Annotated in this window: 17 protein-coding genes and 4 pseudogenes; 15 read left to right on the top strand and 6 right to left on the bottom strand. The window is 62.8% G+C overall.

Annotation, left to right across the window (positions count from 1 at the left end):
- Positions 1–295 (bottom strand): annotated as a pseudogene (locus JHL17_RS32410) (recombinase family protein); the annotation flags it as partial.
- Positions 296–531: 236 nt separating this feature from the next.
- Here JHL17_RS32410 and JHL17_RS37435 point away from each other — a divergent pair.
- The 15 genes and pseudogenes from JHL17_RS37435 to JHL17_RS32330 form a co-directional block, all read left to right on the top strand.
- Positions 532–1,276 (top strand): annotated as a pseudogene (locus JHL17_RS37435) (IS3 family transposase); the annotation flags it as partial.
- 631 nt (positions 1,277–1,907) lie between these two features.
- On the top strand, positions 1,908–3,422 hold the full coding sequence (gene ltrA / locus JHL17_RS32395; protein ID WP_200198784.1) for a group II intron reverse transcriptase/maturase: 1,515 nt from the start codon (positions 1,908–1,910) through the stop codon (positions 3,420–3,422).
- Between the two features lie 67 nt (positions 3,423–3,489).
- A pseudogene (locus JHL17_RS32390) lies at positions 3,490–3,945 on the top strand (IS3 family transposase); the annotation flags it as partial.
- A 32-nt stretch (positions 3,946–3,977) separates the two neighbouring features.
- Positions 3,978–4,328 (top strand): annotated as a pseudogene (locus JHL17_RS32385) (IS5/IS1182 family transposase); the annotation flags it as partial.
- A 188-nt stretch (positions 4,329–4,516) separates the two neighbouring features.
- On the top strand, positions 4,517–5,467 hold the full coding sequence (locus JHL17_RS32380) for a threonine/serine dehydratase (protein WP_200198782.1): 951 nt from the start codon (positions 4,517–4,519) through the stop codon (positions 5,465–5,467).
- The gene (locus JHL17_RS32375) at positions 5,467–6,645 is read left to right on the top strand and encodes a M20 metallopeptidase family protein (RefSeq protein ID WP_200198781.1); all 1,179 of its coding nucleotides are present in this window, start codon (positions 5,467–5,469) and stop codon (positions 6,643–6,645) included. Before JHL17_RS32380 ends, JHL17_RS32375 begins: the two co-directional genes overlap by 1 nt.
- A gap of 21 nt (positions 6,646–6,666) precedes the next feature.
- On the top strand, positions 6,667–7,434 hold the full coding sequence (locus JHL17_RS32370; protein ID WP_200198780.1) for an ATP-binding cassette domain-containing protein: 768 nt from the start codon (positions 6,667–6,669) through the stop codon (positions 7,432–7,434).
- Between the two features lie 23 nt (positions 7,435–7,457).
- Positions 7,458–8,237 (top strand): transporter substrate-binding domain-containing protein, encoded by a 780-nt coding sequence (locus JHL17_RS32365; protein ID WP_200198779.1) that lies wholly within the window; start codon positions 7,458–7,460, stop codon positions 8,235–8,237.
- Between the two features lie 92 nt (positions 8,238–8,329).
- Positions 8,330–9,043 carry an ABC transporter permease subunit gene (locus tag JHL17_RS32360; protein WP_200198778.1) on the top strand — a complete coding sequence of 238 codons (714 nt, stop codon included), beginning with the start codon at positions 8,330–8,332 and terminating at the stop codon, positions 9,041–9,043.
- Positions 9,036–9,848 (top strand): ABC transporter permease, encoded by an 813-nt coding sequence (locus JHL17_RS32355; protein WP_200198777.1) that lies wholly within the window; start codon positions 9,036–9,038, stop codon positions 9,846–9,848. The genes JHL17_RS32360 and JHL17_RS32355 overlap by 8 nt, the downstream gene beginning before the upstream one ends.
- A 223-nt stretch (positions 9,849–10,071) precedes the next feature.
- Positions 10,072–11,163: a threonine aldolase family protein gene (locus JHL17_RS32350; protein WP_200198776.1), complete on the top strand. Its 1,092-nt coding sequence runs from the start codon at positions 10,072–10,074 to the stop codon at positions 11,161–11,163.
- Between the two features lie 77 nt (positions 11,164–11,240).
- On the top strand, positions 11,241–12,668 hold the full coding sequence (locus JHL17_RS32345) for a gamma-aminobutyraldehyde dehydrogenase (RefSeq protein WP_200198775.1): 1,428 nt from the start codon (positions 11,241–11,243) through the stop codon (positions 12,666–12,668).
- A gap of 170 nt (positions 12,669–12,838) precedes the next feature.
- Positions 12,839–13,510 carry a PAS domain-containing protein gene (locus tag JHL17_RS32340; protein WP_200198774.1) on the top strand — a complete coding sequence of 224 codons (672 nt, stop codon included), beginning with the start codon at positions 12,839–12,841 and terminating at the stop codon, positions 13,508–13,510.
- Positions 13,511–13,972: 462 nt separating this feature from the next.
- The gene (locus JHL17_RS32335; RefSeq protein ID WP_200198773.1) at positions 13,973–15,256 is read left to right on the top strand and encodes a serine hydrolase domain-containing protein; all 1,284 of its coding nucleotides are present in this window, start codon (positions 13,973–13,975) and stop codon (positions 15,254–15,256) included.
- A gap of 156 nt (positions 15,257–15,412) precedes the next feature.
- Positions 15,413–17,920 carry a methyl-accepting chemotaxis protein gene (locus JHL17_RS32330; protein ID WP_247893974.1) on the top strand — a complete coding sequence of 836 codons (2,508 nt, stop codon included), beginning with the start codon at positions 15,413–15,415 and terminating at the stop codon, positions 17,918–17,920.
- Positions 17,921–18,054: 134 nt separating this feature from the next.
- Here the strand turns inward: JHL17_RS32330 and JHL17_RS32325 are convergent, their stop codons facing one another.
- The 5 genes from JHL17_RS32325 to JHL17_RS32305 all read right to left on the bottom strand — a co-directional run bounded on the left by JHL17_RS32325 (position 18,055) and on the right by JHL17_RS32305 (position 23,757).
- Positions 18,055–19,074, bottom strand: coding sequence for a hypothetical protein (locus JHL17_RS32325; protein ID WP_200198771.1), 1,020 nt, complete (start codon positions 19,072–19,074; stop codon positions 18,055–18,057).
- 33 nt (positions 19,075–19,107) lie between these two features.
- Positions 19,108–20,232 (bottom strand): 3,4-dihydroxy-2-butanone-4-phosphate synthase, encoded by a 1,125-nt coding sequence (gene ribB / locus JHL17_RS32320; protein ID WP_345773924.1) that lies wholly within the window; start codon positions 20,230–20,232, stop codon positions 19,108–19,110.
- A gap of 38 nt (positions 20,233–20,270) precedes the next feature.
- Complete coding sequence (locus tag JHL17_RS32315) at positions 20,271–21,542, bottom strand: LLM class flavin-dependent oxidoreductase (protein ID WP_200198769.1); 1,272 nt, start codon at positions 21,540–21,542, stop codon at positions 20,271–20,273.
- Between the two features lie 122 nt (positions 21,543–21,664).
- On the bottom strand, positions 21,665–22,720 hold the full coding sequence (locus JHL17_RS32310; protein WP_200198768.1) for an LLM class flavin-dependent oxidoreductase: 1,056 nt from the start codon (positions 22,718–22,720) through the stop codon (positions 21,665–21,667).
- On the bottom strand, positions 22,699–23,757 hold the full coding sequence (locus tag JHL17_RS32305; RefSeq protein ID WP_200198767.1) for an extracellular solute-binding protein: 1,059 nt from the start codon (positions 23,755–23,757) through the stop codon (positions 22,699–22,701). The genes JHL17_RS32310 and JHL17_RS32305 overlap by 22 nt, the downstream gene beginning before the upstream one ends.
- Positions 23,758–23,801: the final 44 nt, after the last annotated feature.

Here is a 23,801-nt window from a genome sequence, read left to right as displayed (position 1 = left end):
CGAGGCTGAGCAACGCCACCAGATCGCCCTCCAACTCGATCTCGACGCTGCGGGTACCGGCCGTGCTGAAACGTACCGCCACCCGCTCGATCAGCGGTCGCAGCCGGTCGCGTGCTTCGATCCGGTGGTTCGGGTCCTCCAGTGTCGCCGCCAGCTCGGCGATCCGTTCCCGATAGAGGGCCGCCAAATTGTCGGGCAGGGGTGCCGGTGGTGGGGGAGGGGAGGCCAGCGCCGCTTCCAACGACCCGACCGTCTCCTCCAACTCGATCATCAACCGGTGCAGTCGATCGGTCAACTGGCCCTGCCGCGCAGTCGTGTCGAGTCCATTGAGATCCTAGCGCACCTTCCTCAGTTCGGCTTCCATCCGCCGCTGTTCAGCAGTCTGTTCCTAGCCATCCGTCCGAACCGCCTCCCGGAAGGCAGCGATGAAGGCCGCCACCATGTCGTCCTGCATCAGCCGGTCACGCAGTGAGCCTCCTCCGGATTGGTGGACACTTCTGTTAAGCTCCCGCTGGGAGCGGAGAGGTGGACATGACGACGACACGGCGCTTTTTCACGGACGAGTTCAAGCGGGAGGCCGTGGCCCTGCTGGAAAGCAGTGGCCAGCCCCTGGAGCACGTGGCCAAGGAGTTGGGCATCCAGCCGTCGACGCTGCGCACATGGCGGCGGCGCGTCTCCGGGCCAGGGGGGCCGGCGCAGCTCCCCAGCAAGCAGGCGCCGGCCCCCCTGGCCGCCGGCGATCAATCGGCGGAGATTGCGCGCCTGAAACGCGAATTGGATCGCGTCCGCATGGAGCGGGACATATTAAAAAAAAAACTGTGAGCATTTTCTCGGAGCCTCTGAAATGAGGTTCCGGATCATTGAGAATTGCCGCGACGACTACCCGGTTCGGGTGCTCTGCGACGCCCTGGGCGTGTCGCCATCCGGCTACTATGCTTGGCGCACGCGGCCGGAGAGCCTGCGAAAAGCGGCGAACCGGCAGTTGCTCGATGACATCCGGCGGCTTCACGCCGATCACCGCGAGCGCTACGGAGCCCCGCGCATCCATGCCGCCCTGCGGGCGCAGGGCCGAACCGTCAGCCGGGCGCGTGTCGAACGCCTCATGCACCGTCACGGCCTTCGCGCCCGGCGTCCCCGAGCCTTCCAGGTCTGCATCACCGACAGCAACCACGTCCTGCCGATCGCCCCAAACCTGCTGAACCGCAACTTCGCTCCCGCCGCTCCGAACCAGTTCTGGCTCACCGACATCACGTACGGTGCGCCTCGACCCGGATGGTCCGGGGTGCGTGTGTCTGGAATGCTGAAGAGAAAGGAGGAACTGAACGAACGCCTTGCCCTCTGCTGTGAGAGGGCATGAGCCCAAGCGGCGGTGACCTGCCGTCAACTGGCAGGGTGACGTAGCCCGCGGGAAAAGGGGATTGAGGCGAAGCCGTTACGCCAAGATGGTCCCCGAGGCTGAAGTGCTGGAAGGTTGAGGAACACGAACCGGTTAAACCGCATCCGAGGGCTGAAATGTCGCCTTCGCCTACACGGCTTAACAGGCGGAATGCCGATGTCGCCGCCGGACACGTATGTCGGCGGCGTCCGAACTCAGGCGCAGACGTAAGGCGCCTTGAGGGGGCCATGGGGAGAACGCAGCCAGACCATGGCATCGGCATCGACTTGCAGGACGCAAGGACAAGGACTGCGACCGGCAACCTCCCCAGCGCGTGGACGTCCAGCACACGAACGAGGGAAGGCATGATGGAATGCCAAGGGAGTTGGCCCCGATGCCCATCATGCCGGCGGAGTCCTCGTAGTAGTCCGCGACAGGGAAAGCCTGTCACATGGCGAAGGAGGACAGTTCAATCAGCTTGGAGTGCAGACTATCTGACCCAACGAGGTGAAGACCTTTGATAATCAGGGAAATGCAGCACAAGCTCGCGACATGGGCCGAGAGCGACCCGAACCGTCGGTTCGATCGCCTTCTCCGGCTCATGGCCGACCGGGAATGGCTTGCCGAAGCTGCCCGGATCGTCCTGGCGTCGAGCGGCGCCAAGACACCGGGCATTGACGGAATGGACAAGCGGCGGATGCAGGCTGAGCTGGCGGAACATCTGGCCAGCCTGCGGACGGACTTGCTGACGGGGAGTTACCGCCCGCAGCCGGTCAAGCGCATCTATATCCCCAAAGCCAACGGCAAGAAACGACCACTGGGTATCCCGACCCTGAGAGACCGCATCGTCCAGCGTGCGATGCTGATGGCCATGGAGCCGATCTGGGAAAGCGACTTCCACCGCCTCTCCTACGGTTTCAGACCCGAACGCAGCGTGCATCACGCTGTCCGGACCGTAAAGCTCCAGCTGCAGGATGGTGATGTCGATACGAGGGGCCGCTGGATCGTCGAAGGCGATCTGGCGAGTTACTTCGACACGGTTCACCATCGGCTGCTGCTTCGGTGCGTCCGGCGGCGGATACGGGATGATCGGTTCATCGATCTGCTCTGGCGGCTCCTGAAAGCAGGTCACGTTGATCGTGGCCTGTTCGTGGCGTCGAGCGAAGGGGTTCCGCAAGGCGGCGTCCTGTCGCCGCTCCTGTCCAACATCATGCTCCATGAGTTTGATGCGTGGCTGGAGGCGAAATACCTGAGCGCGAAAGCCCGCAAGGACCGCTGGGCCTGGAACTTCGGCATCCAGCAAGGGCGCCCCATCGCGGTTCGAGAGAACCGGCAATGGAAGCCTGCTGTCGCCTACTGCCGTTATGCCGATGATTTTGTCATCGTCGTCAAAGGCACTAAGGCACATGCCGAAGCCATCCGCGAAGAATGCCGGGCCTTTCTGGAAGACCGCCTGAAATTGACGCTGAATATGGGCAAAACCCATATCACCCACGTCGATGACGGGTTCGTCTTCCTGGGACACCGGATCATTCGCAAGCGGGGATCGAGCGGGCGTATGTCCGTGGTCACCACCATACCCAAGGAGAAAGCCAAGACCTTCGCTCATCGCTTGGTCGAGGCACTCTCCGGCAATCATGAGGTCGCCTCGGTGGACATGATCGACAGCCTGAACCGGCAACTGACGGGTTGGGCCGCGTTCTACAAGTTCACCGACTTCACGGCGCGCACGTTCCGGCGCATCGACACCGTCGTGTTCTGGAAATTGGCGCACTGGCTGGCGCACAAATACCGCTCTCGCATCAAACCTTTGATGCGGAGATGGTATCGCGCTCCGGCTACCGGCCAGTCGAAAACCTGGCTGGTCTATGGTCGGAATGCAAAGGGCGACCCTGTCGGTAAAGGGCTGCGCCGGCTGGTCACCAGCTCCAAGGCTCAGTTCCGGTGGCGCAACCCGGAGCGAAACCCCTACATCTTCAGGGACGAGCTTCGAACTACCGTCACCTCTCGATATCATGATGTCGCCATGGCCTTGGGCCAGGGTTGAACGGAGAGCCGTATGCGCTGAAAGGTGCACGTACGGTTCGGGGAGGGGAAGCGCTTCAGCGCTTCCTACTCCACTTCGGCTGGGTGGGGAGTTCGCCTACCTGGCGGTGGTCCTCGACCTGTTCAGCCGCAAAGCGATTGGGTGGGCGATGCGCGACCACCTGCGCACCGAATTGCCGCTGGCGGCGCTCACCATGGCCCTCCAGCGCCAGCGGCCCGCGCCCGGCCTTTTGCATCATTCCGACCGCGGTTGCCAATACGCTTCGGCGGAGTACCGCAAAGCCTTGGAAAGCCATAGCATCACCCAGTCGATGAGCCGCAAGGGGAACTGCTGGGACAATGCCCCGATGGAGAGCTTCTTCGGAACCATGAAGTCGGAACTCGTCCACCATCGGCGGTACGCGACACGCGAGGACGCCAAGCGCGACTTGTTCGCTTACATCGAAGGCTACTACAATCGCCAACGCCTCCACTCAGCGATCGGCTACAGAACTCCCGAGCAGGCCGAGCTTCAGGCCGCATAACCCGGTGTCCATTCATCCGGGGGAAGCTCACCTATGACGGTGAGCCGGTCTACCGCGCTGTCGCCGCCCACACATCCGACGCCGAGGTGATCATCCCGCCGCGCTCCACCACGGTGCCGAGCGAGACCGCTACCGGCGCCCCCAGCCAACGCGAACGCCACATCCGCAGGATTGCCGAGCGTGGTCGGCAGGGCTGGCAGCGGGACGTCCGCTACGGCCGCCGCTCCGTGGGCGAGGTCGCGATGATGCGCTACAAGCAGCTGATCGGGCGCACCCTGCGCGCCCGGAATCTGCCTGCCCAGCAGGTCGAGGCCGCCTGTGGCTGCAAAGTCATGAACATCATGACCAGCTTGGGCATGCCCGCCTCTCGCAAGGGCGCCTGATCATCACCGGCCGCGGGTGGACTCCGCTCTCACGCCGAATTGTGCGCCAAAGTCCATTAAAGTCCCTCGCCGCAACACACCGACTTGACAGGCACCTCCAGGCAGCGTTACATCATAGACAGATTGTTCGAAACAGACTTTTTGTCTATGATGCCGGACGCGTCTAGCGAGGACGGAAGCGGGGAATCATGATACCGATGGAAGCCGTTAAAGACGCGGAGAAGCGCATCCGAGGATTTATCCGAGAAACCTACCTTGAGCCTTCGCCATGCCTTTCGGACATTGCGGGTACGGATATTCATCTGAAGCTTGAGAACCTCCAGCATACCGGCTCGTTCAAGCTGAGGGGTGCACTGAACAAAATTCTGAAGATCGGGGAATTGGCGGCGACGACAAGGGTCATCGCGGCCTCATCCGGTAATCATGGAGCTGCCGTCGCCTACGCTCTCAAGCAGATCGGCGGGAGCGGTCTGGTCTTCGTTCCCGAAGGTGCATCCGAACTCAAAGTCGCAACCATTCGGCGGTTTGGTGCCGAGGTCAGGTTCCATGGGCGGGATACCACCGAGACCGAAGCTGAGGCGAGAGCCTTTGCTGAACGCAGCGGCGGCCTCTATGTGTCGCCCTATAACGATGCCGACGTGGTGGCTGGACAAGGCACGATCGGAATCGAGATCATCCGTCAGCTTCCAAATGTCCGGAGCATTCTCGTCTCGGTCGGTGGCGGCGGCCTCATCGCTGGAATCGCCACCTACATCAAGGCCGTCGCGCCGCATGTCGAAATTATTGGCTGCTCGCCGGAAAATTCCCGTGCCATGGCGGCTTCGGTGGTGGCAGGCCGCGTTATCGACGTCGAACACAAGCCTACGCTGTCGGATGGAACCGCTGGTGGGCTTGAACCGGACACGATGACGTTCGAACCGTGCCGCCGATTGGTCGATCATTGGATCGACGTGTCGGAAGCCGACATTGCGCATGCGATGAAGCTCTTCCTCGACCATCACCGTATGGTCGCTGAAGGTGCCGCCGGCGTCGCGATCGCAGCCGCCTGCAAAGCCGATCGGCAACGGATTCCCGGACCCGCAGTCGTTATCATCTGTGGCGGGAATGCCGGGACTTCAATTCTGAAGGGAATCCTTTGATGCCGAGGACGGAAACATCCGGCCATTTCCTTGAACGCCTGCCATGGCTGACGGCTTTGCGCCGGCACCTCCATGCAATGCCGGAACTGTCGCGGGAGGAGGAAGCGACATCCCGACTTGTCGCCGACGAGTTGCGGAGGCTTGGGCTGGTTCCCCATGAGCATATCGGTGGATTTGGGATCGTTGCGCAGATAGCGGGCTCATCGGAGGGGCGGTCCGTCGCCTTGCGCGCCGACATGGACGCTTTGGCAATTCAGGAAAACACGGGACTGGCATACTCCTCCCAAATGCCGGGACGGATGCATGCCTGCGGGCATGACGGACATATGGCCATGCTCTTGGGAGCTGCCGCCTACCTTGCCGAAACCAGGAATTTCGCCGGAAGCATCTACCTGATCTTCCAGCCGGCGGAGGAGCGCTACGGCGGCGCACGGTCGATGCTGGAAGACGGCCTGCTTGAACGGTTTCCGTTCGAAAGGATTTTCTCCGTTCACAATTGGCCGGGATTGCCCATCGGGACCATCGCGGTTCAGGACGGTCCCGTCATGGCCGGCACCAACGAATTCGAGGCGATCTTCACGGCACCGGGCGCGCACGGAGCGATGCCGCATCTGAGCGGCGATCCGATCCTTGCCGGCGGTTACCTGCTGACCGGTGTCCAGCAGATCGTTTCCCGCAGCATCGATCCGCTGGACCCTGCTGTCGTGACCATCGGTTCGTTCAATGCCGGCGCTGCGCAGAACATCATCCCGAAGGAGGCGCGGCTCAGGGGAACCTATCGGGCATTCTCGCTGGAAGCGCTTGATCATATTCGTCAGCGGCTGGAGGACGCCGTGCGGGCCGCAGCCGTAATGGCGGGCGTGACTGCAGAGCTCGTCGTCGACGGTCCGGATTTTCCGCCGGTCGTCAACGTCCAAGGCGAAGCAAGCGTCATGCGGAGGGTCGCGGCTTCGATCGTGGGGCAGAGCCGGCTCCCAGCTTGCCGGCCAAGTATGGCCGGGGACGATTTCGGCATGTTCCTGACCCACCGTCCCGGCGCTTATGCGTGGATCGGCAACGGGACCGAGAGTCCCGGGCTCCATCAGCCCGACTACGACTTCAACGATGACATCCTCGCAATCGGAGCGGAACTGCTCGCCGGCACCGCCGAAGCAAGTCTGCGATCGATGCAAAGCTGACGCGGTGCCCAGGAGGGCGGAATGGAAACGCACGCAATCGAGATATCAAATCTGCACAAGCGCTACGGCCGGCTTGAAGTCCTCAAAGGCATTTCACTGACGGCCAACCAGGGGGACGTGATCTCAATCATCGGAGGCAGCGGTTCGGGAAAATCGACCTTTCTGCGTTGCATCAATTTTCTCGAAACCCCGAGCGAGGGGTCGATTCGGATCCACGGGGAGGAAATCGCGGTTCGGCGCGAAAAGACCGGTTCCCTGGTTCCGGCGGACCGCCGGCAGCTGCAGCGGATCCGTTCGCAACTCGGCATGGTGTTCCAAAGCTTCAACCTGTGGCCGCATATGACCGTCCTGCAGAACGTGATCGAGGTTCCGACGCAGGTTCTGGGCCTTTCCCGTGACCAGGCCACGGCCACCGCGGAAGAACTACTTCGCCGTGTCGGCCTTTTTGAAAAGCGCGGGGTCTACCCGGCGTTCCTTTCCGGCGGTCAGCAGCAGCGTGCCGCGATCGCCCGCGCCCTCGCGATACAGCCACTCGTCACGCTGTTTGATGAGCCGACCTCTGCGTTGGACCCTGAACTGGTCGGCGAGGTGCTTTCCGTCATCCGCGACCTTGCTCGAGAAAAACGCACCATGATCCTGGTGACGCACGAGATGGCGTTTGCCAGGGAAGTCTCGACCCATGTCGTCTTCCTGCACAAAGGCTTGATCGCCGAGCAGGGGACGCCGGCGGAAATCTTCGGCTCGCCACGATGCGAGCCGTTGCAGAAGTTCATCAGCTCCATCCGTTAATTTTCGAACAGGGAGAGAAGCCAATGAGACTGTCGGCAAGAATAGCAGTAATTCTTTGTGCAATCGGTTTCGCGCCGCTGAATGCCGCATCGGCCGAAACGGTTAAGGTGAGCTGGGCCGCCGAACCATACCCTCCCTTCACGTCGCCCGACGCTTCGGGAAAGTGGCAGGGGTGGGAAGTCGACTTCATGAACGCCGTCTGTACCAAGGCGAAACTCGACTGCGTGATCACCCCCATTGCCTGGGACGGCATTATTCCGGCGCTGACCAGCAAGAAGATCGACCTGATCATTTCGTCGATGACGATCACCGACGAGCGCCTCAAGACGATCGACTTCTCCGACAAGTATTATGATGCGAGGGCCGCGATCGTTGGTCCAAGGGAGACAAAATTCGATGCTACGCCCAAGGGTCTGAAGGGAAAACTCCTAGGACTGCAGGTCGCCTCGATCCATCAGCGCTATGCGCAGAAGCATTTTGCCGATAGCGTTGCTGGGATCAAGGAGTATCAAACCCTCGACGAAGCGCAGCAGGATCTTGTCGCCGGACGGATCGACGCCATTCAGGCGGACTCGTTTGCCATGGTCGATTTTCTGAAGACACCAGCCGGAGCGTGCTGCGAAATAAAGGGCTATGCCGCGAAGGATGAATCCGTCCTTGGCCACGGCGTCGGCGTTGGATTGAGAAAAGGCGAAACGGAACTGAAGGGGAAGATCAACACCGCGATCAAGGCCATTCGCGCCGATGGTACGTATCAGGCGATCACCAAAAAGTACTTCGACTTCGACATCTACGGCGATTGACCGTTTCCGTCGGCAGGCCCTGCCGGATCTGGCCCAGCCGGATCGACCGGGGCCAGTGGCCTCGGGATCTCACCGGGAAGGAGCCAGACAGAGTGTTCGATATCAGCCTTCTTTCGCTCACGCCGCCGGGGTGGGGAGCGACGCTTCTTGACGGTTTTGCCAATTCACTGACGCTGGCATCGGGAGGCTATGCAATCGGCCTCCTCCTGGGAACTGCCGGCGCCTTGGGTAAGCTCAACGGAAACGCCTTCTTCCGGGAGGCGCTGGAAACCTATACGACGGTGGTCAGGGCCGTTCCGGAATTGGTGCTGATCCTGTTCCTCTACTATGCCGGCACTGACGCGATGAATCGCTTGCTTGCGGCGTTGGATATTCCAGCGGTTGACGTCGGCGGACTTGCCGCAGGCATATCGGTGATCGGCATCGTTCAGGGAGCCTATTCCACCGAGGTCCTGCGGGGGGCGATCCTTGCCGTTCCCTATGGCCAGATCGAGGCCGCCAAGGCTTACGGCATGTCTCCTCTCCGGATCCTTTGGCGCATTACGCTGCCGGCGATGTTGCCCTTCGCAATACCCGGCCTGGCAAACCTCTGGCTGATCGCGACGAAGGATACGGCGCTGCTGGCGGTGGTCGGGTTCAGGGAACTCGCGCTTGCGACACGTCAGGCCGCGGGCACGACCAAGGACTACATGCTCTTCTTTACGACAGCCGGTGCCATGTATCTCGCGCTTACCATAGTGTCTAGCCTAGTCATCAAGATGGTCGAGCGGCGGGTCACCAGACGACTGGCGGTGGCGCATGCTTGACGACCATACGAGTGCTGTTGTGCACGAGCCCTCCCACCGGCTCATGTCTCTGGCGACGCCGCAAGCCCTCGTCAAGCCCGCTCTGCTGGTCCTGTTCCTTGCCTTGATCGGCTATTATGGGGAATGGAACTGGATCGCCGACTATTGGCGACTTCTGCTGCATGGTATCGCCGTTACTCTTGCTCTTCTGGTTTCCAGCAGCATCATCGGATTTGTACTGGCACTGCTGCTCGGCGTCTTTCAGGTCACCGGTCCCCGGACACTGGCGTGGCCTGCACAGGCCTTCTGCACGATCATCCGCGGAACCCCGCTCTTGCTGCAACTGTGGATGCTCTATTTTGGCCTCGGTGCAGTGTTCGCCCAGTATCCGGAGATCCGGTCATCCTTCGTCTGGCCCTACCTGAGGGAGGCATGGCCATATGCACTGGCGGCTCTGGTGTTCTCCTTCGCGGGTTACGTGGGAGAAGTGATGCGCGGGGCTTTTGCCGGCGTGCCGAAAGGTGAGCTGGAAGCGGCGCGCGCCTTCGGAATGAGCCGGAGAAAGATGTTCTTGCGCATCTGGTTGCCGCGTGCGGTTCAGCGGGTGTTGCCGGTCCTGACCGGCGAAGTCATTCTGCAACTGAAGTCGACGCCATTGGTCGCAACCGTGACGATGACCGATGTCTTTGCGGTCGTCGCCAAGGTGCGGCAAGACACCTATCTGACCTATGAGCCGCTGATCTTGTTGGCTCTGATCTATGTGGTTCTGACAGCCATTCTTGCCCGCCTTTTGCGACTTTGTGAAGCGCGGGTGACCGGGAACTAGAGGGCGAGGGAAAAGCCAGGGCGTAGAGTTTGGAACTCATGGGTCGCCGGAAACCGGGTTTCCCGGTCGGTGATCGCGCATGATCATGGTCTCGACACCGGCTCATCGGGCGCTCCGCGCCGGAACGCACACTTCCCATGCCAGGGCGCAGACGCACGTCTCCATGGCAACGGCCGCAGTGAGGGGAAATTCACCATAAAATCGGCCGGAAGCAACGACCTGGATGGCAGTTCCGCAGCTATCTCAACAATCTGCAAGCGGGAAATCGATGTTCTTCACTTCCGACAATTGGGCTGGCGCCCATCCCAGAATTTGCGAGCATCTCGATAGAGTTGCCGCAGGTTTCTCACCAGCCTATGGCACAAGCGATTTCGATAACGATGTTGCAAGGCGGTTCTCGGAAATCTTCGAGAAGGAGGTGGCCGTCTTCTTCGTCGGGACGGGGACCGCGGCCAACTCCTTGTCGTTGGCGAGCATCCAGCGTCCAGGCGGCGCCGTATTCTGCCATACCGAAGCGCATGTGGTTGAGGACGAATGCGGAGCGCCGGAATTCTTCAGCGGGATGAAGATGGTTCCGGTCCATGGACCGTCCGGCCGGATGGACATCGCGGAACTGCGCACTGCGATGGCGGCCTTTCCACAAGATGCCGTCCACCATGGCCGCGCCGCCGCGATCACGGTGACGCAGGCAACGGAGATGGGGACCGTCTATTCGCTCGATGAAATCGAGGCGATCGGCCAGATTGCGCGCGACGGTGGTGTCGCGCTTCATATGGACGGCGCACGTTTCGCGAATGCGCTCGCGGCGCTGGACACCACGCCGGCCGAGATGACGTGGCGCCGTGGCGTCGACGTCCTTTCTTTCGGCGCCACGAAGAACGGCTGCTGGTGTGCGGAAGCGATCGTCTTTTTCAATCCGGTCTTCGCGACGGACATGCCTTTCATTCGCAAACGCGCAGCACAGCTCTTCTCGAAGTCACGATTCATTGCCGCCCAGTTCGACGCCTACCTGGCGGATGATCTTTGGCTGAAGCTTGCAGGACACGCGAACAGAATGGCGGACCGCTTGCGCCGAGGGCTTGCGGCCACGTCGTCGGCACGATTGGCGTGGGAGACCGTGACGAACGAGGTCTTCGCGATTGTCCCACGCGTTCAGGCCGAAGCGGCCATCGCGAAAGGCGCGCGTTTCTATGACTGGCCCGTTCCGGCCGCCATGAAGGATCAGGTGTCCAATACCGAAACCCTGATACGCCTGGTTACGAGTTTTGCAACGACCGAAGAGCAAGTCGAAGCGCTGCTCTCCGCACTGAAATAGCGACCGTATCGACCGGACCCGGACTGCGCCGACGACCATGTGCGGATCGTCCGGGCCTGCCAAAGGAGAGAGAATTCATGGACACCCAGATGTTGATTGGGTCCCGCTTCGTGACGGGCACGGAAACTGAAGAACATATTCTGGATCCCAAGACCGGCGAGACCATCCTGACCCTGCCGGAGGCGTCGCCCGATCAGATCAACCATGCCGTTGATGCTGCGGACAATGCTTTCAAGCGCTGGTCGAGGACGACGCCGGCCCAGCGCTCCTCCTACCTTCTGAGGATTGCGGATGCCATCGAGGCAGACGCACAAAATTTTGCGAGGCTCGAGGCGTTGAATTGCGGCAAGCCGATCAACGCCGTCCTCAACGACGAAATTCCGGCGGTGGCCGACTGCTACCGCTTCTTCGCGGGGGCGGTGCGCAATCTCCATGGGCCGGCTGCCGGTGAATATCTGCCGAACCACACATCGATGATCCGGCGCGACCCGATCGGCATCATCGGCTCCATCGCGCCGTGGAATTACCCGCTGATGATCATGGCCTGGAAACTGGCCCCCGCGATTGCCAGCGGCAACACCGTGGTGTTCAAGCCGTCGGAGCAGACGCCGCTGACCGCGCTCAAAATGGCGAAGCTCCTGGCCGACATCCTGCCCGAGGGGGTCGTCAACATCGTCCTCGGCCGCGGGGCCACGGTCGGCAACACCCTGATCAACCATCCGAAGATCGCGATGATCTCGATCACGGGCGACATCGGCACCGGAACGCGGGTGCTGAACGCCGCATCGACGAGCATCAAGCGAACGCATCTGGAACTGGGCGGAAAAGCACCGGTCATCGTCTTCGACGATGCCGATATCGATGCGGTCGTCAGCGGCATCCGTACCTTTGGATACTACAATGCCGGGCAGGATTGTACCGCGGCGTGCCGGATTTACGCCGATGCCAGGATTTATGAACGCTTCGTCGCCGACCTCACTTCCGCCGTGTCGTCGATCAGGTTCAATCGCCCCGACGATACGGAAAATGAGATCGGCCCGCTCATCTCCGGGCGCCAGCGCGACCGGGTCGATGGGTTTGTTGCCCGGGCTGCGGATCAACCGCATATCGAAGTGACGACGGGGGGCACATGTGCGGGTGACAAAGGATTCTTCTTTGCTCCCACAGTGATTGCCGGCGCCGTGCAAGCCGATGAAATCGTGCGACGTGAAGTCTTCGGACCGGTCGTATCGGTCACGCGCTTCACCGACGCCGAGGATGCCATAAGCTGGGCGAACGACAGCGACTATGGGTTGGCATCTTCGGTCTGGACCAGGGATGTCGGTCGAGGCATGGAGGCTGCCGCCCGCCTGCAATATGGCTGCACCTGGATCAACACGCACTTCATGCTGTGCAGTGAAATGCCGCATGGTGGAATGAAGATGTCCGGATATGGCAAGGACCTTTCTTCCTACGCACTGGATGAATACTCGATTGCACGCCATATCATGGTGAAGCATTGTTGAGGGAATTTTTCGATGCGCCGCGCCTTTTCAAGGGCAGGCATAAGTCAGGAGCGGTTGTCCTTCGCGAAAGCGGGGGCCTCAGTAGCGTGTAATCCGCTCAGCAGCACCGCAACTCCCACCGTCCTTTCAAACGGATAAGGACGGAACGGGGGTCGGCCAAGATATCTATTGTGGACAAACTTGCCCAAGTATATAGGTTTCCCATGTTGCCATCAAATGAGATTGCCGCCTTGAATCAGGAACTTGAAAATTATACCCGCGTTTGTGACGCGATTGCTCTTTTATTCCAGCCGTTCGCTGAGGTGGTTCTTCATGACCTTGGCACGGAGACGGTTATATATATTGCAGGAAATTTTTCGAAGAGGGAGATTGGTGAACCATCACTGCTTTCGGAAATCGATTTCCACGGGGACGAGAGGATCATCGGACCCTACGAGAAAGTGAATTGGGACGGTAGAACGATAAAGTCGATCAGCATCGTGCTGCCGAATCATAACGGCGAGCCTCTCGCCGTACTGTGCATCAACGTAGACCTGTCGGACTTTCATGCGGTTATTCGAACGCTTTCGACATTGATACGCCTTCCGGAAGACAACATGAAACCGGCGAGTCTCTTTAAAGAGGACTGGCACGAAAGTATCAATGAATATATCCAGCGTTGGACTCATGCTCGTGGCATCAGAATGTCAGACATGACGAGAGCCGAAAAGCGAGAGCTTGTCATTGAACTTTCGACAGAAGGCGCCTTTTCGGCAAGGAATTCAGCGCCCTATATTTCTCGTGTGCTTGGTCTCGGACGTACAACTGTCTATAAATATCTCAATGAGAAAAAACGGAACTGAAGTGCGGGAGATGCGCGTGTATTGCTCGCCCATTATGGCGAAGAGCAAACCGACACGTTTTTCGACGCATGCCAGTTCGATCTGACTGCTGAAGGCCCGATTTCGGACGGGAAGGCGGAGCCTTGTGATGACTTCGGCGCTTTCCCAACCCGTTTCATAAGTCAGGTGACGGCAAACCTCCTGCGGTTTGGCTGAAGAAGGTGATGCGGCATGATCCTGATAGTGGCGACGGTAACCATGGCCTCGACGGCGTCGATACCTTCCTTGTAGTCCGTCGTCAGTGTCCGAGCCCGGAATTGCCATGAACACCTCAGTGCCGACAGAGTGTCAACAGATAGCCCGCAGAAACGCCGGAAATCCTCATTCCTATGCTACTCTCGGCCGAGTAGCCTCATAAGTGTTGACACATTATCCCACCACCCCATATCGTCCTGCCCGATCCACAAAAGAGGGAAGGGCGGAATGCCAGGCGTATCGAGGCTTTTTGCGACCATTCTACTCTTGCCGTTGGCCCTCGCCCTCACCGGGTCAAGGGCCGACGCCCAGGATGCCGGAACCAGTCAGGGCTTTGCCGACACACGGCTCGCCCACATCGCTCCGGTCATGAAGGCCGAAGTCGAAAGGGGTACGATGCCGGGTGCGCTGACGCTGATTGCGCGCCACGGGAAGATCGTTCACTTCGAGGCGCACGGCTATCTCGACCCGGCAAAGACCAAACCGATGCCGCGCGACGCCGTATTCGGTGCCTTTTCCATGACGAAGCCACTCGTGGCGGTTGCAGCCCTGTCCCTGGTCGAGCAGGGCCGGCTCAGCCTGCGCGATCCGCTGGCCCAATATTTTCCCGAATTCAAGGAGATGAAGGTCCTGACCGAGGTACAGGATCAGCAGGGGCGCACAAACCGAACCACGGTTCCGGCGGCGCGCCCGATCCTGATCCTGGACCTGTTCCGCCACACGTCGGGCTTGACCTATACCGTCTCGGCGCCCTACCCGGAATTGAGGACTGCCTACGACAAGTCCGACATCGAGAGCCTCGACAGCGATCTTTCCAACGAGGAATTCGTCAAACGGCTGACTGCAATTCCGCTCGCCTACCAGCCGGGCACGCGTTGGGAATATTCCGTCGGCTTCGACGTGCTTGGCCTCGTAATCGAAAAGGTCACCGGCAAGCGCCTGGACCTCTATCTCACCGATGCCCTCTTCAAACCGCTCGGCATGAAGGATACGACGTTCCAACTCCGACCCGACCAGACCGGCCGCTATGCCGAGTCCTTCGACACCGACCCGCTCAAGATGGTGCTGCGCCAGCTTTCGCGTCCCACGGAGGAGCCGGGTGGTAAGCGCTACGTCCATGGCGGCGTCGGTGTGCTGACGACGGCGGAGGACTATTTTCGCTTCGCCCAGATGTTGTTGAACGGCGGGGAACTTGACGGAACGCGCATTCTTTCGCGCAAGTCGGTCGCCTTCATGCTCGCCAACCAAATCCAGGGACTTGCCGGTTCGCCGGACTCCACAGTTGGTCCCGGCTACGGTTTCGGTCTCGGCATGGCCGTGCGGCTCGCGGAAGGGGGCGGCTACACGCCGGGCTCGCCGGGCGACGCGAACTGGCCGGGTGCGGGCGGCACCTCCTTTACGATCGATCGTCAGGAAGGGATCGTCGGGGTCATCATGACGGCCAGCCCGGCCAATCGGCAGCGCACACGCATGCTGTTCAAGGATCTCGTCTACGGGGCGCTGACGCAGTAGGAGGCGCTGCCCCCGGACAGTCGCCGGAACCAGCCGCAGCCCGATTTGGAGTGTGCAACGATGGCGAGTTTCATGGTTGAGCCTTGCTCGAATTTCCGTATTGCCCGTTTCGGTATTCGTTTCAAACTCCTGCTGGCCTTTTTCAGCATGGCGGGGATGACGGTTGCCGCCAGCGTCGTGGGACTGATGTCCTTCTCCGCGGTCCAGGCTCCGTTCACGCGCATCGTCGAGACGAGCCTGCCGGAGATGGAGCTGGCCAAGCGCCTGTCTGGGGAAAGCGGCGCGATCGCCGCAGCGGCCCCGACGCTCGAAGCGGTGGAAAGCCAGGACGTCCGCAACCAGGTCTTCGGTGAAATCATGGCGCGCGGGCAGAGCCTGCAAGGCTTGGTGAGCGAGCTTGCCGGACGGCGTCCGGCCGATCCGCTGGTCGCCGATGTCCGCGATGAAGCGACCAAGCTGATCGCCACCCTGGAGGCGGAGAACGCGGCGGTCCACCGGCGCCTCGACATCCGGAGCAGGCGGGAAACCGCAACAGCGGACCTCGCGAGGCAGTATGAGCGCTTTCTCACCGTTCTGCGTCCATTGATCGAGGCGTCCGGCAAGAAGTTGCAGGACAATGGCATTGCGCTCGACAGATCGACGCAACGTGACCTCGATACGCTCGACGGAACCGCCCGGGCACTTGTCAATCTGTTCGAAATGCGCGGCGATATCGCGCTGGCTGCCGATGCCCTGACGCGCGGAAGCGTGGCCCTGACCCCCGAACGCATCGGACCACAGCAAGAGTTGTTCCAGCAAGCAGCGGTCCGGCTGACCAACGCGATGGCACAGCTCGGACCCGCCGTCGACAAGGATTTTTCCGATGCGATGGCAAGCTTTCTCGTCTTCGGCGACAGCGAAAAGGGGCTTCTCGAGTTGCGCCGCAAGCTGGTCGAAGCAGCCGACACCAACAATTTCCGCGCCAATGCCCAGGTGGTCGACGGGGTCGCGGCCATGCAGAGGCTCCAGAAGGAGCTCCTGACACGGCTCGATGCCCCGACGACGCGGGCCAAGGACGAGATCGAGCTGTCCAACACCAACGTCCGCCGGCAAATCCGGGAGTCCCTGCGGGACCTGCTGGGCGTCGGGCTTGAGACTTTCCAGGCCTGCCTTGAGGTCGCCGCCTACGGCAATATCCTGTCCGGCGCTCTCAGCGAGGCGGCGCAGGCGCCCGATCTCGACCGCCTGAACGCCTTGGCGGCACGATATCAGGATGCGGTCGCGGCGGTGAACGAACGGATGACGGTCATCGGCCGTGACGGAGAAGGCGGGGCGCTCGCCAAGTCCATCGATGCGATGATCGGCTTCGGCACCGGGGCCAACAGCCTGTTCGACCTGCGCAAGGCGGAGCTGGAGGCGATTGCCGGGAATGCCGGCGTCCTCGCCCGGAACCGCCAGACCGCGTTGCAGTTCGCGGCCGTGGTCGACAAGCAGATCTCCCAGATGAAGACGGAAGCCGACAGCGCCTCGGCCAGCGCCACGGCGGCCATTGCCACCGGCCGGACGATGCTGATCCTCTTCGCGGTGGGCAGCTTGATCGGCGCTGCGGCGCTGGCCTGGATCGTGGTCGGCCGGATGATCGTCGCCCGCATCAGCCTGTTGTCGAATGCCATGCGGGACATCGCCGGCGGCAATCTCGGCGCCGCCATCCCGAGCGGCGGCGGCGACGAGATCGCCGAAATGGCCGAGGCGTTGGCCGTGTTCCGCGATACCGCCAACAAGGCGGCCGAGGCCAACGCCCGTGCCGAAGCCGAACGCAGCCGGGCAGGCCAGGAGCGCCGTCGCGCCATGGTCGAGATGGCGGAGAACTTCGAGACCAGCGTCCGCGCCGTGCTGGACCGCGTCAGCCGGGCGGCCGGCGAGATGCAGGACATGGCCCAGCGGATGAGCCGCAACGCCGAAACCACCTCGGGCGAAGCGGCGACGGCAGCCAGCACCTCGCAACAGGCCGAGGGCAGCGTCAAGGCGGTGGCCGCGGCGACGGAGGAGCTGTCCGCTTCGATCCAGGAGATCGGCACCCAGGTCACCGCTTCCAGCCGGATCGCCCGGCAGGCGGCAGACGACGCGGCCCGCACCGATCGTACCGTGGAAGGGTTGGCGCAGACCGCCAACAAGATCGGACAGGTGGTCGAGCTGATCAACTCGATCGCCGGCCAGACCAACCTGCTGGCCCTGAACGCCACCATCGAGGCGGCCCGCGCCGGTGAAGCCGGGAAGGGTTTTGCCGTGGTGGCCAGCGAGGTCAAGAGCCTCGCCAATCAGACCGGCAAGGCGACGGAGGAGATCTCCGGCCAGATCCAGGCGATGCAGGCGGTGACGCAGGAGGCGGTCGACGCCATCCGGGCCATCGCCGGCACGATCCGCGAGATCAACGAGATCACCGCCACGGTCGCCGCCGCGGTGGAGGAGCAGAGTGCCGCGACCCGTGAGATCGCCCGCAACGTCGGCGAGGCCGCGGGCGGAAGCCAGCATGTCCGCAAGTCCATCGATCTGGTGGCGCAGGCCGCCGCGGAATCCGGCCAGTCCGCCCACCGCGTGCTGGACGCCTCGACCACAGTGGCGGACGAGGTGCGCTCGCTCGGCTTGCAGGTCGATACGCTGGTCGGCCGGATGCGCGCCGGCTGAACGGCGGCGATCGCCGGAACCGGGACCGAATGTCCCCGGCGGTGAGACGGACCGCCGGGGGCTTCGTTGCAAAGCGGGCGGACATTCGTTGGGATGGCCGCCTTGCAATTCGTGACGTGTAGAAATCCGGCTGTCTAATCGGACACGGACATCCAGCGAACCCGCGCAAAGCCGAGCTGGTGCAGGATCGCCAGGACATGCCGGCTGGACCAGCAGCGTGCCCGTCCGATCGACTGCGCGCCGATCGACTGCGCGATGTCGGCGTCGCTCAGATCGCCGATCTGAGCCGTGGCGAACAGGTGCTCGGCCTGGGAACCGTGGTGGCCGCCGGGGGAAAGGGTGATCAGGACGCCCCCGCCGGATGCGGACAGTGTCCGGACCGCGCGACGAAGTCCATTGTCATCGGCGCCTTGCAACGATTGCAGCAGATCCCTCGCGGGATGCTTCCAGCGAACCATGGTGCGGACCGGTTCCGCCGGATCGAGGTCGCCGACGATGGCCGCCAGATGTTCCGATCCGCCGTCGGCCGGACGGAAAGCAACGATCCGGGTAACCTCCGCGTTCAGCAGCGGCACCTGGGCCTCCGCCACCCGATGTAACGGCCAGGCCCTGTCGGTACAGGCGGCGAGCTCGCCGGCACGGACCAGCAGGAGACCGGCGGGGACGCATTCGTCTACATGGGGAACCGGTGGCGGGCTGATCTCCGCCACCACCAGCATGGGGGGAAGGCGGGCGAGCATCGCAAGATCGACCGCGAGCGCCTCACCCGAACCGGGCGGCGCCGTCTGTAGCGTCAGGTCGCCGCGCCATGACGTCGGCGCTGCGGGCGCCGTTCGGACCAGCATCGCGCCTGGGTCGGCGGTGACGTCGGCCCATCCGGCCAGGACCACGGCTCTACCGGTCGACGGCGCGACGGGCAGACCAAGCGTCCGGGCAAGTGCCGACGTCAATACCAACACCGGATGGCCGGTTGACCGACTGAACAGGCGCGAGACGGCGCCTGCACCGTCGGCTCCGGCATGGATCGCGATGTGCAGGCTGCCGTCCGCCGCTTCGATCGCAACGGCTTCGCCATGCTGCAGGCCCGAAATCGCCCTGAGAACGGACTTCGGCGCAAGTGCCGACGGTTCAATCCCGGTCATGTCCAGCCGCAACGTGATGCCTTGAAGGGCCTCTGCCCACTCGACTTACTCGATGTCCACGTCGAGGGTTCTCTGCTCGACGATCTGCAGGCCATAGGCCTGCAGGCCGATCACGGACTTGTGCGTATTGCTGAGAAGGACCATTCGGGTGATGCCCAGATCCGCCAGGATTTGCGCCCCGATGCCGTAATCGCGCAGCGACGTGACCATGCGGGGGTTACGGTCCAGCGCCAGCACCCGGCGCGAGAGACCTCCCTCCAGCCCCTCCTGGACAAGCACGATCGCACCGCGGCCTTCGCGGGCGACCTCGCGCATGGCGGCGTGCAGAAAGCCGGGCGCCGGCCCGCCCAGCATGTCGCCCAGCACGTCCGTCACATGGACCCGCACCAGCGGTGGGGCGTCGCCCGCGAGAACGCCCTTGCTGAGGACCAGATGCTCGGTCCGGTTGACCGTGTCCTCGTAGACGGTGGCGAACCAGTCGCCGCCCTCGATCTTTGTCAGCGACGTCTCCGCCACGCGGCGAACCAGCTTCTCGGACCGTCGGCGATAGGCGATGAGGTCGGCGATCGTACCGATCTTCAGATCATGAAGGCCGGCGAAGGCGACGAGGTCCGGCAATCGCGCCATCTCGCCGTTCTCCTTGAGGATCTCGCAGATCACACCGGACGGGTTCAGGCCGGCAAGCCGTGCGAGGTCCACCGCCGCCTCGGTATGACCGGCACGGACAAGCACACCGCCGTCACGCGCGACAAGCGGGAAGACGTGGCCCGGCGTCACGATATCATTGCGTCCGGACTCCGGGTCGATCGCGACGGCGATCGTCCGCGCCCGGTCGGGTGCGGAGATGCCGGTGGTCACCCCTTCGCGGGCCTCGATCGACACCGTGAATGCCGTTTGGTGACGGGTTCCGTTGGATTGCGCCATCAGCGGCAGGCCAAGGGCGTCGACGCGGGCCTTGGCCAGCGCCAGACAGATCAATCCACGGGCGTGGCGTCCCATGAAGTTGACGACATCGGGCGTTGCGAACTGCGCCGGGATGACGAGGTCCCCTTCGTTCTCGCGATCCTCGTCGTCGACGAGGATCACCATCCGCCCGGCACGCGCTTCCTCGACGAGTTCCGCCGGGCTGCTGATCGCCGCGGATATCGCATCCTTCGAACCGTCTGGCACTGAACGCCTCGCTCTTCTTCTGAACGCAGCCGGCTGCCTCAGCCGTGCGGGTTGCTGGTGGGAATGGCAAGCGCGCGGTCGGAGAAATTGGACTTGCGCTGTTCGCCACCGGCCGCGGAGCGCCGGCCCCCTGCAAGAATGCCGGGGATCTCGTGGTCGGCAAGCGGCGCCATCCGCTTCTTGCGGGCAAGCGCGGCACGGATGTACGGCTCCAGCTCTTCCGCCTTTGCCTTCTGCCGGGCTTCTTCCCGCGCCTTGAACTCCGGCATCACGGCCGAGCCGAACAGCTCCATCGACTGGCAGATATGTTCGTGCCTGTTGTGGCCGGCCTGCTGGAGGAAGACGAGCTGGTCGAGCCCAGCCTTCTCGTACCGCAGGCAATGGTCGCGGATCTGGTCAGGCGTTCCGATGCCGCCGCGGCCGGCGTTGTCCGGGATGGTGTCCTTGACCGATTGGAAGCTCTCCCAGATATTGGTGCGGCCGGGGATCAACTCTCCATACAGGCCGACGAAGCCGAGCGCGTAGCCGAAGAACTTGAAGCCTTCCAGGCCGCGACGGGCCGCCTCGTCGGCGTCCGGATGGCACATCATGCCGCTGACGAGGGCGACGTTCGCGTTGACCGTGTGCCCGAGGGGAACGCATTCCTCCGACTTGATGATGTCGTAGTATTCCGCGATCCACTTCGCCGCCATTTCCGGTTCGACGAAGGCGAAGGCGAGGGCGCCCAACCCGTTGCGCGCGGCGCGATGGATGGTCTCGCGCTTGGAGCAGGCGACCCACATGGGCGGGTGGGGGCGCTGGACCGGCTTGGGCACGATGCTCCGGCAGGGCATTTCGAAATACTCACCCTTGAAGCCGGGGTAGGGGTCCATCGCCAACATGTTGGCGCTTTGCTCGGTCGCCTCGCGCCACATGGCGGATTTCAGCGCTGGGTCGACGCCGAAACCCTCCAACTCGATCATCGAGGCGGACTCGCCCGTTCCCCACTCCACGCGGCCGTTCGACACGAGATCGAGTGTCGCGATGCGTTCCGCGACGCGGGCCGGATGGCTGTAGTTCGGCGGCATCAGGGTGATGCCGTGACCGAGCCGCATCCGCTTGGTCCGCTGCGAGCACGCCGCCAGGAAAACCTCGGGCGCGGAGGAGTGGGCATATTCCTCAAGGAAGTGGTGTTCCGCCTCCCAGAGGACGTCGAATCCGATCCGATCCGCCAGTTCGATCTGGTCGAGGGCGTCCTGGTACAGGCGGAGCTCCGACCCCTCGGTCCAGGGCCGGGGATGCTGGTGCTCGTAGAACAACCCGAACTGCATATGTTGGCTCCGAGATTTGGACGGCCGCGTGGCACTGTGGCGGCGGGCCGGTCCTTCCTTCGATCATCGGCCGGCGCAGGGTGCGGCGGCCCGTTCCAAGAGATCCGGTCAGGGAGAACCGGTCAGGCGCCGGCCTTCGCCCGGTTGAGCGACGTGACCAGAGGCATCACGTTCGTCGCAAAGGACTCCAACCCGTCGAGCGTGGGATGGAAGCGCAGCATGACGAGATCGATTCCGATCTCGGCATAGGTGTCAATCCGGGACGCGACCGTCTCGGGCGTTCCCATCAGCCCGGCTCCGAGCGACTTCGCAGCGGTCAGCGCGACGCGGTCACGCCGGCCATACTCTTCCAGTTCCTCGGCTTGGCGGACCGCATCGGCGCTGTCGGCTGCGGTGATCACATGGGCGCTCAATCCGAAACGCAACGTGCGCCCGTGCCGGGCGGCCCGCTCGCGCATGTCCGCGATGTCCGCGCGGATCTTGTCGAGGTTGGCCTCGTAGAGGCGGAAATCGGTGTCGTATTCGGCGAACCAGCAGTCGCAGGAACGCGCGATCGTGTCCTTGCCCTCGTCGGAGCGGCTGGCCGCGTAGATCGGCGGGCAGGGCGACTGTACCGGGCGCAGCGGAAGCGCCGTGCCGTCCAGTTGGAAGAACCGGCCGTCGAGGCGCGGCTCGCTTTCCGTCCACAGGCTGCGGATGGCCCGCACGAACTCGTCCATGCGGCGGTACCGCTCCTCGCCGCTGGGAAGCCAGGCGCCGTTGCCGAAGACGTTCATCTCCTCCGGCCACCAGCCGTTGACGATGTTCGTGCTGAAGCGGCCACCGCTGATGCGGTCGAGCGTGGCGCCCATCTTGGCGACGACCTGGGGAGTGATGATGCCGGGATGCACCGCCACCATGATCTCCATCGTCCTGGTTGCGCACGCGAGCGCGGTCGCTAGGATCCAGGAGGCGTGATCCGGTCCAAGCCAGCGCTCCGCGACGAGCGTCACCTCGAAGCCGCAGCGTTCGGCGCGCGTGACGGCCTCGATGGCGAATTCCAGAAAACGGTCTGGCTGCACGATGCCGGAGCGTGCCGCATCGCTCACGGCTTTTTCGATCGCCGGTTCAGCCTGAACGATGTGCGGTAGCGGCGTCCAAAATCCGAGTTGCATGATCAGCCGATCTCCTTGCGCCACTGTTCGATCAGGGCATCGCGTTGGGGGAGAAGCTCCGTCCAGGGCGGATCGATGAGCTGGGCCACGGCCTCGTCGCCCGTGACGAAATACTGCGCCTTGTCGGCCGGGATCGGCACCGTCTTGTTGGCCGGGCTGTAGAACTGCTCGGCCAGAGGCCCCTGCACGCTTGGCGACAGGCAGAAATCGACCCAGGCAAGGGCGCCGGCCATGTTGCGGGCGCCCTTGGCGATCTGGACGCCGGTGCGTTGAGCATAGACGCCTTCCCGCGGCTGTGCGCGGGCGACCGGCAGGCCCATCGCGATCATCTGCTGGCCGCGATGGGCATAGTAGAACGCGGCGTCGATCTCACCCTGCTGGAAGAGGGTGAGGCCCTGGCCGACATTGCTGTAGATCTTGAATCGGGACAGCCGCTTGATCGCCGCGAAGCCCGGATCCAGATTGGACGCGCTGCCGCCGTTCAACAAGGCCGCGAGGTAAAGGAAGGTCATGCCATAGGGCTGGCCGACATAGGGCACCCCGATCGTGAGGTTCGGTCGCCAGAGATCGTTCCAGGACGTCGGCGGAGTCTGGAAGGCGGTCGTCCGGTAGACGAGATCGAACTTGTAGATCGTCATGCCGTAGACGGCGCAGGCCGGTGGCACCATGCTCTTGTAGGCTTCCGCGACACGCGGAAGCTTGGCCGACTGGTCGGGGGCCAGCAGGTCCGCCTCGTTCATCATGATCGCCGTCTCGTGGTCGATCATGACGGCATCGAAGGGGGGCCGGCCGCGGGCGACCACGAGCTTGGCCAGGACGTCGCCGTCGTCGCTAACGACGAGGTTGACCTTGAACGGGTGCTTGGCCTCGAAGTCAGGGATCACGCGCTCGCGGATCGTCTTCTCGAAGATGCCGCCGTAGGTGGTGACGGTGACAGTCGGGCGCTCCTGGGCGAGGGCGGGCTTGCCCAGGACAGCGTAAGCGGCGGCCGATGCGGCGCCGACCAGAACGTTACGTCGTGTCGTCGAGGCCAACACTTCACCCCTGGGCAACGAGCTCACGCTGATCCTCCATGTTCGATCGCACTTCCATCCTGCCGGTGGAT

This window comes from Azospirillum endophyticum (genome assembly GCF_016595245.1).
Lineage (GTDB): Bacteria > Pseudomonadota > Alphaproteobacteria > Azospirillales > Azospirillaceae > Azospirillum > Azospirillum endophyticum.
This window is presented reverse-complemented; position numbering and strand designations above follow the sequence as displayed.

Bases quoted from the DNA above. Each gene is read 5' to 3' on its own strand.
- JHL17_RS32315 (WP_200198769.1), bottom strand. From the start codon at position 21,542: ATGCAGTTCGGGTTGTTCTACGAGCACCAGCATCCCCGGCCCTGGACC.
- JHL17_RS32345 (WP_200198775.1), top strand. From the start codon at position 11,241: ATGGACACCCAGATGTTGATTGGGTCCCGCTTCGTGACGGGCACGGAA.
- JHL17_RS32375 (WP_200198781.1), top strand. From the start codon at position 5,467: ATGCCGAGGACGGAAACATCCGGCCATTTCCTTGAACGCCTGCCATGG.
- JHL17_RS32335 (WP_200198773.1), top strand. From the start codon at position 13,973: ATGCCAGGCGTATCGAGGCTTTTTGCGACCATTCTACTCTTGCCGTTG.
- JHL17_RS32370 (WP_200198780.1), top strand. From the start codon at position 6,667: ATGGAAACGCACGCAATCGAGATATCAAATCTGCACAAGCGCTACGGC.
- JHL17_RS32355 (WP_200198777.1), top strand. From the start codon at position 9,036: ATGCTTGACGACCATACGAGTGCTGTTGTGCACGAGCCCTCCCACCGG.
- JHL17_RS32365 (WP_200198779.1), top strand. From the start codon at position 7,458: ATGAGACTGTCGGCAAGAATAGCAGTAATTCTTTGTGCAATCGGTTTC.
- JHL17_RS32380 (WP_200198782.1), top strand. From the start codon at position 4,517: ATGATACCGATGGAAGCCGTTAAAGACGCGGAGAAGCGCATCCGAGGA.
- JHL17_RS32330 (WP_247893974.1), top strand. From the start codon at position 15,413: ATGACGGTTGCCGCCAGCGTCGTGGGACTGATGTCCTTCTCCGCGGTC.
- JHL17_RS32350 (WP_200198776.1), top strand. From the start codon at position 10,072: ATGGCAGTTCCGCAGCTATCTCAACAATCTGCAAGCGGGAAATCGATG.
- ltrA (WP_200198784.1), top strand. From the start codon at position 1,908: ATGCAGCACAAGCTCGCGACATGGGCCGAGAGCGACCCGAACCGTCGG.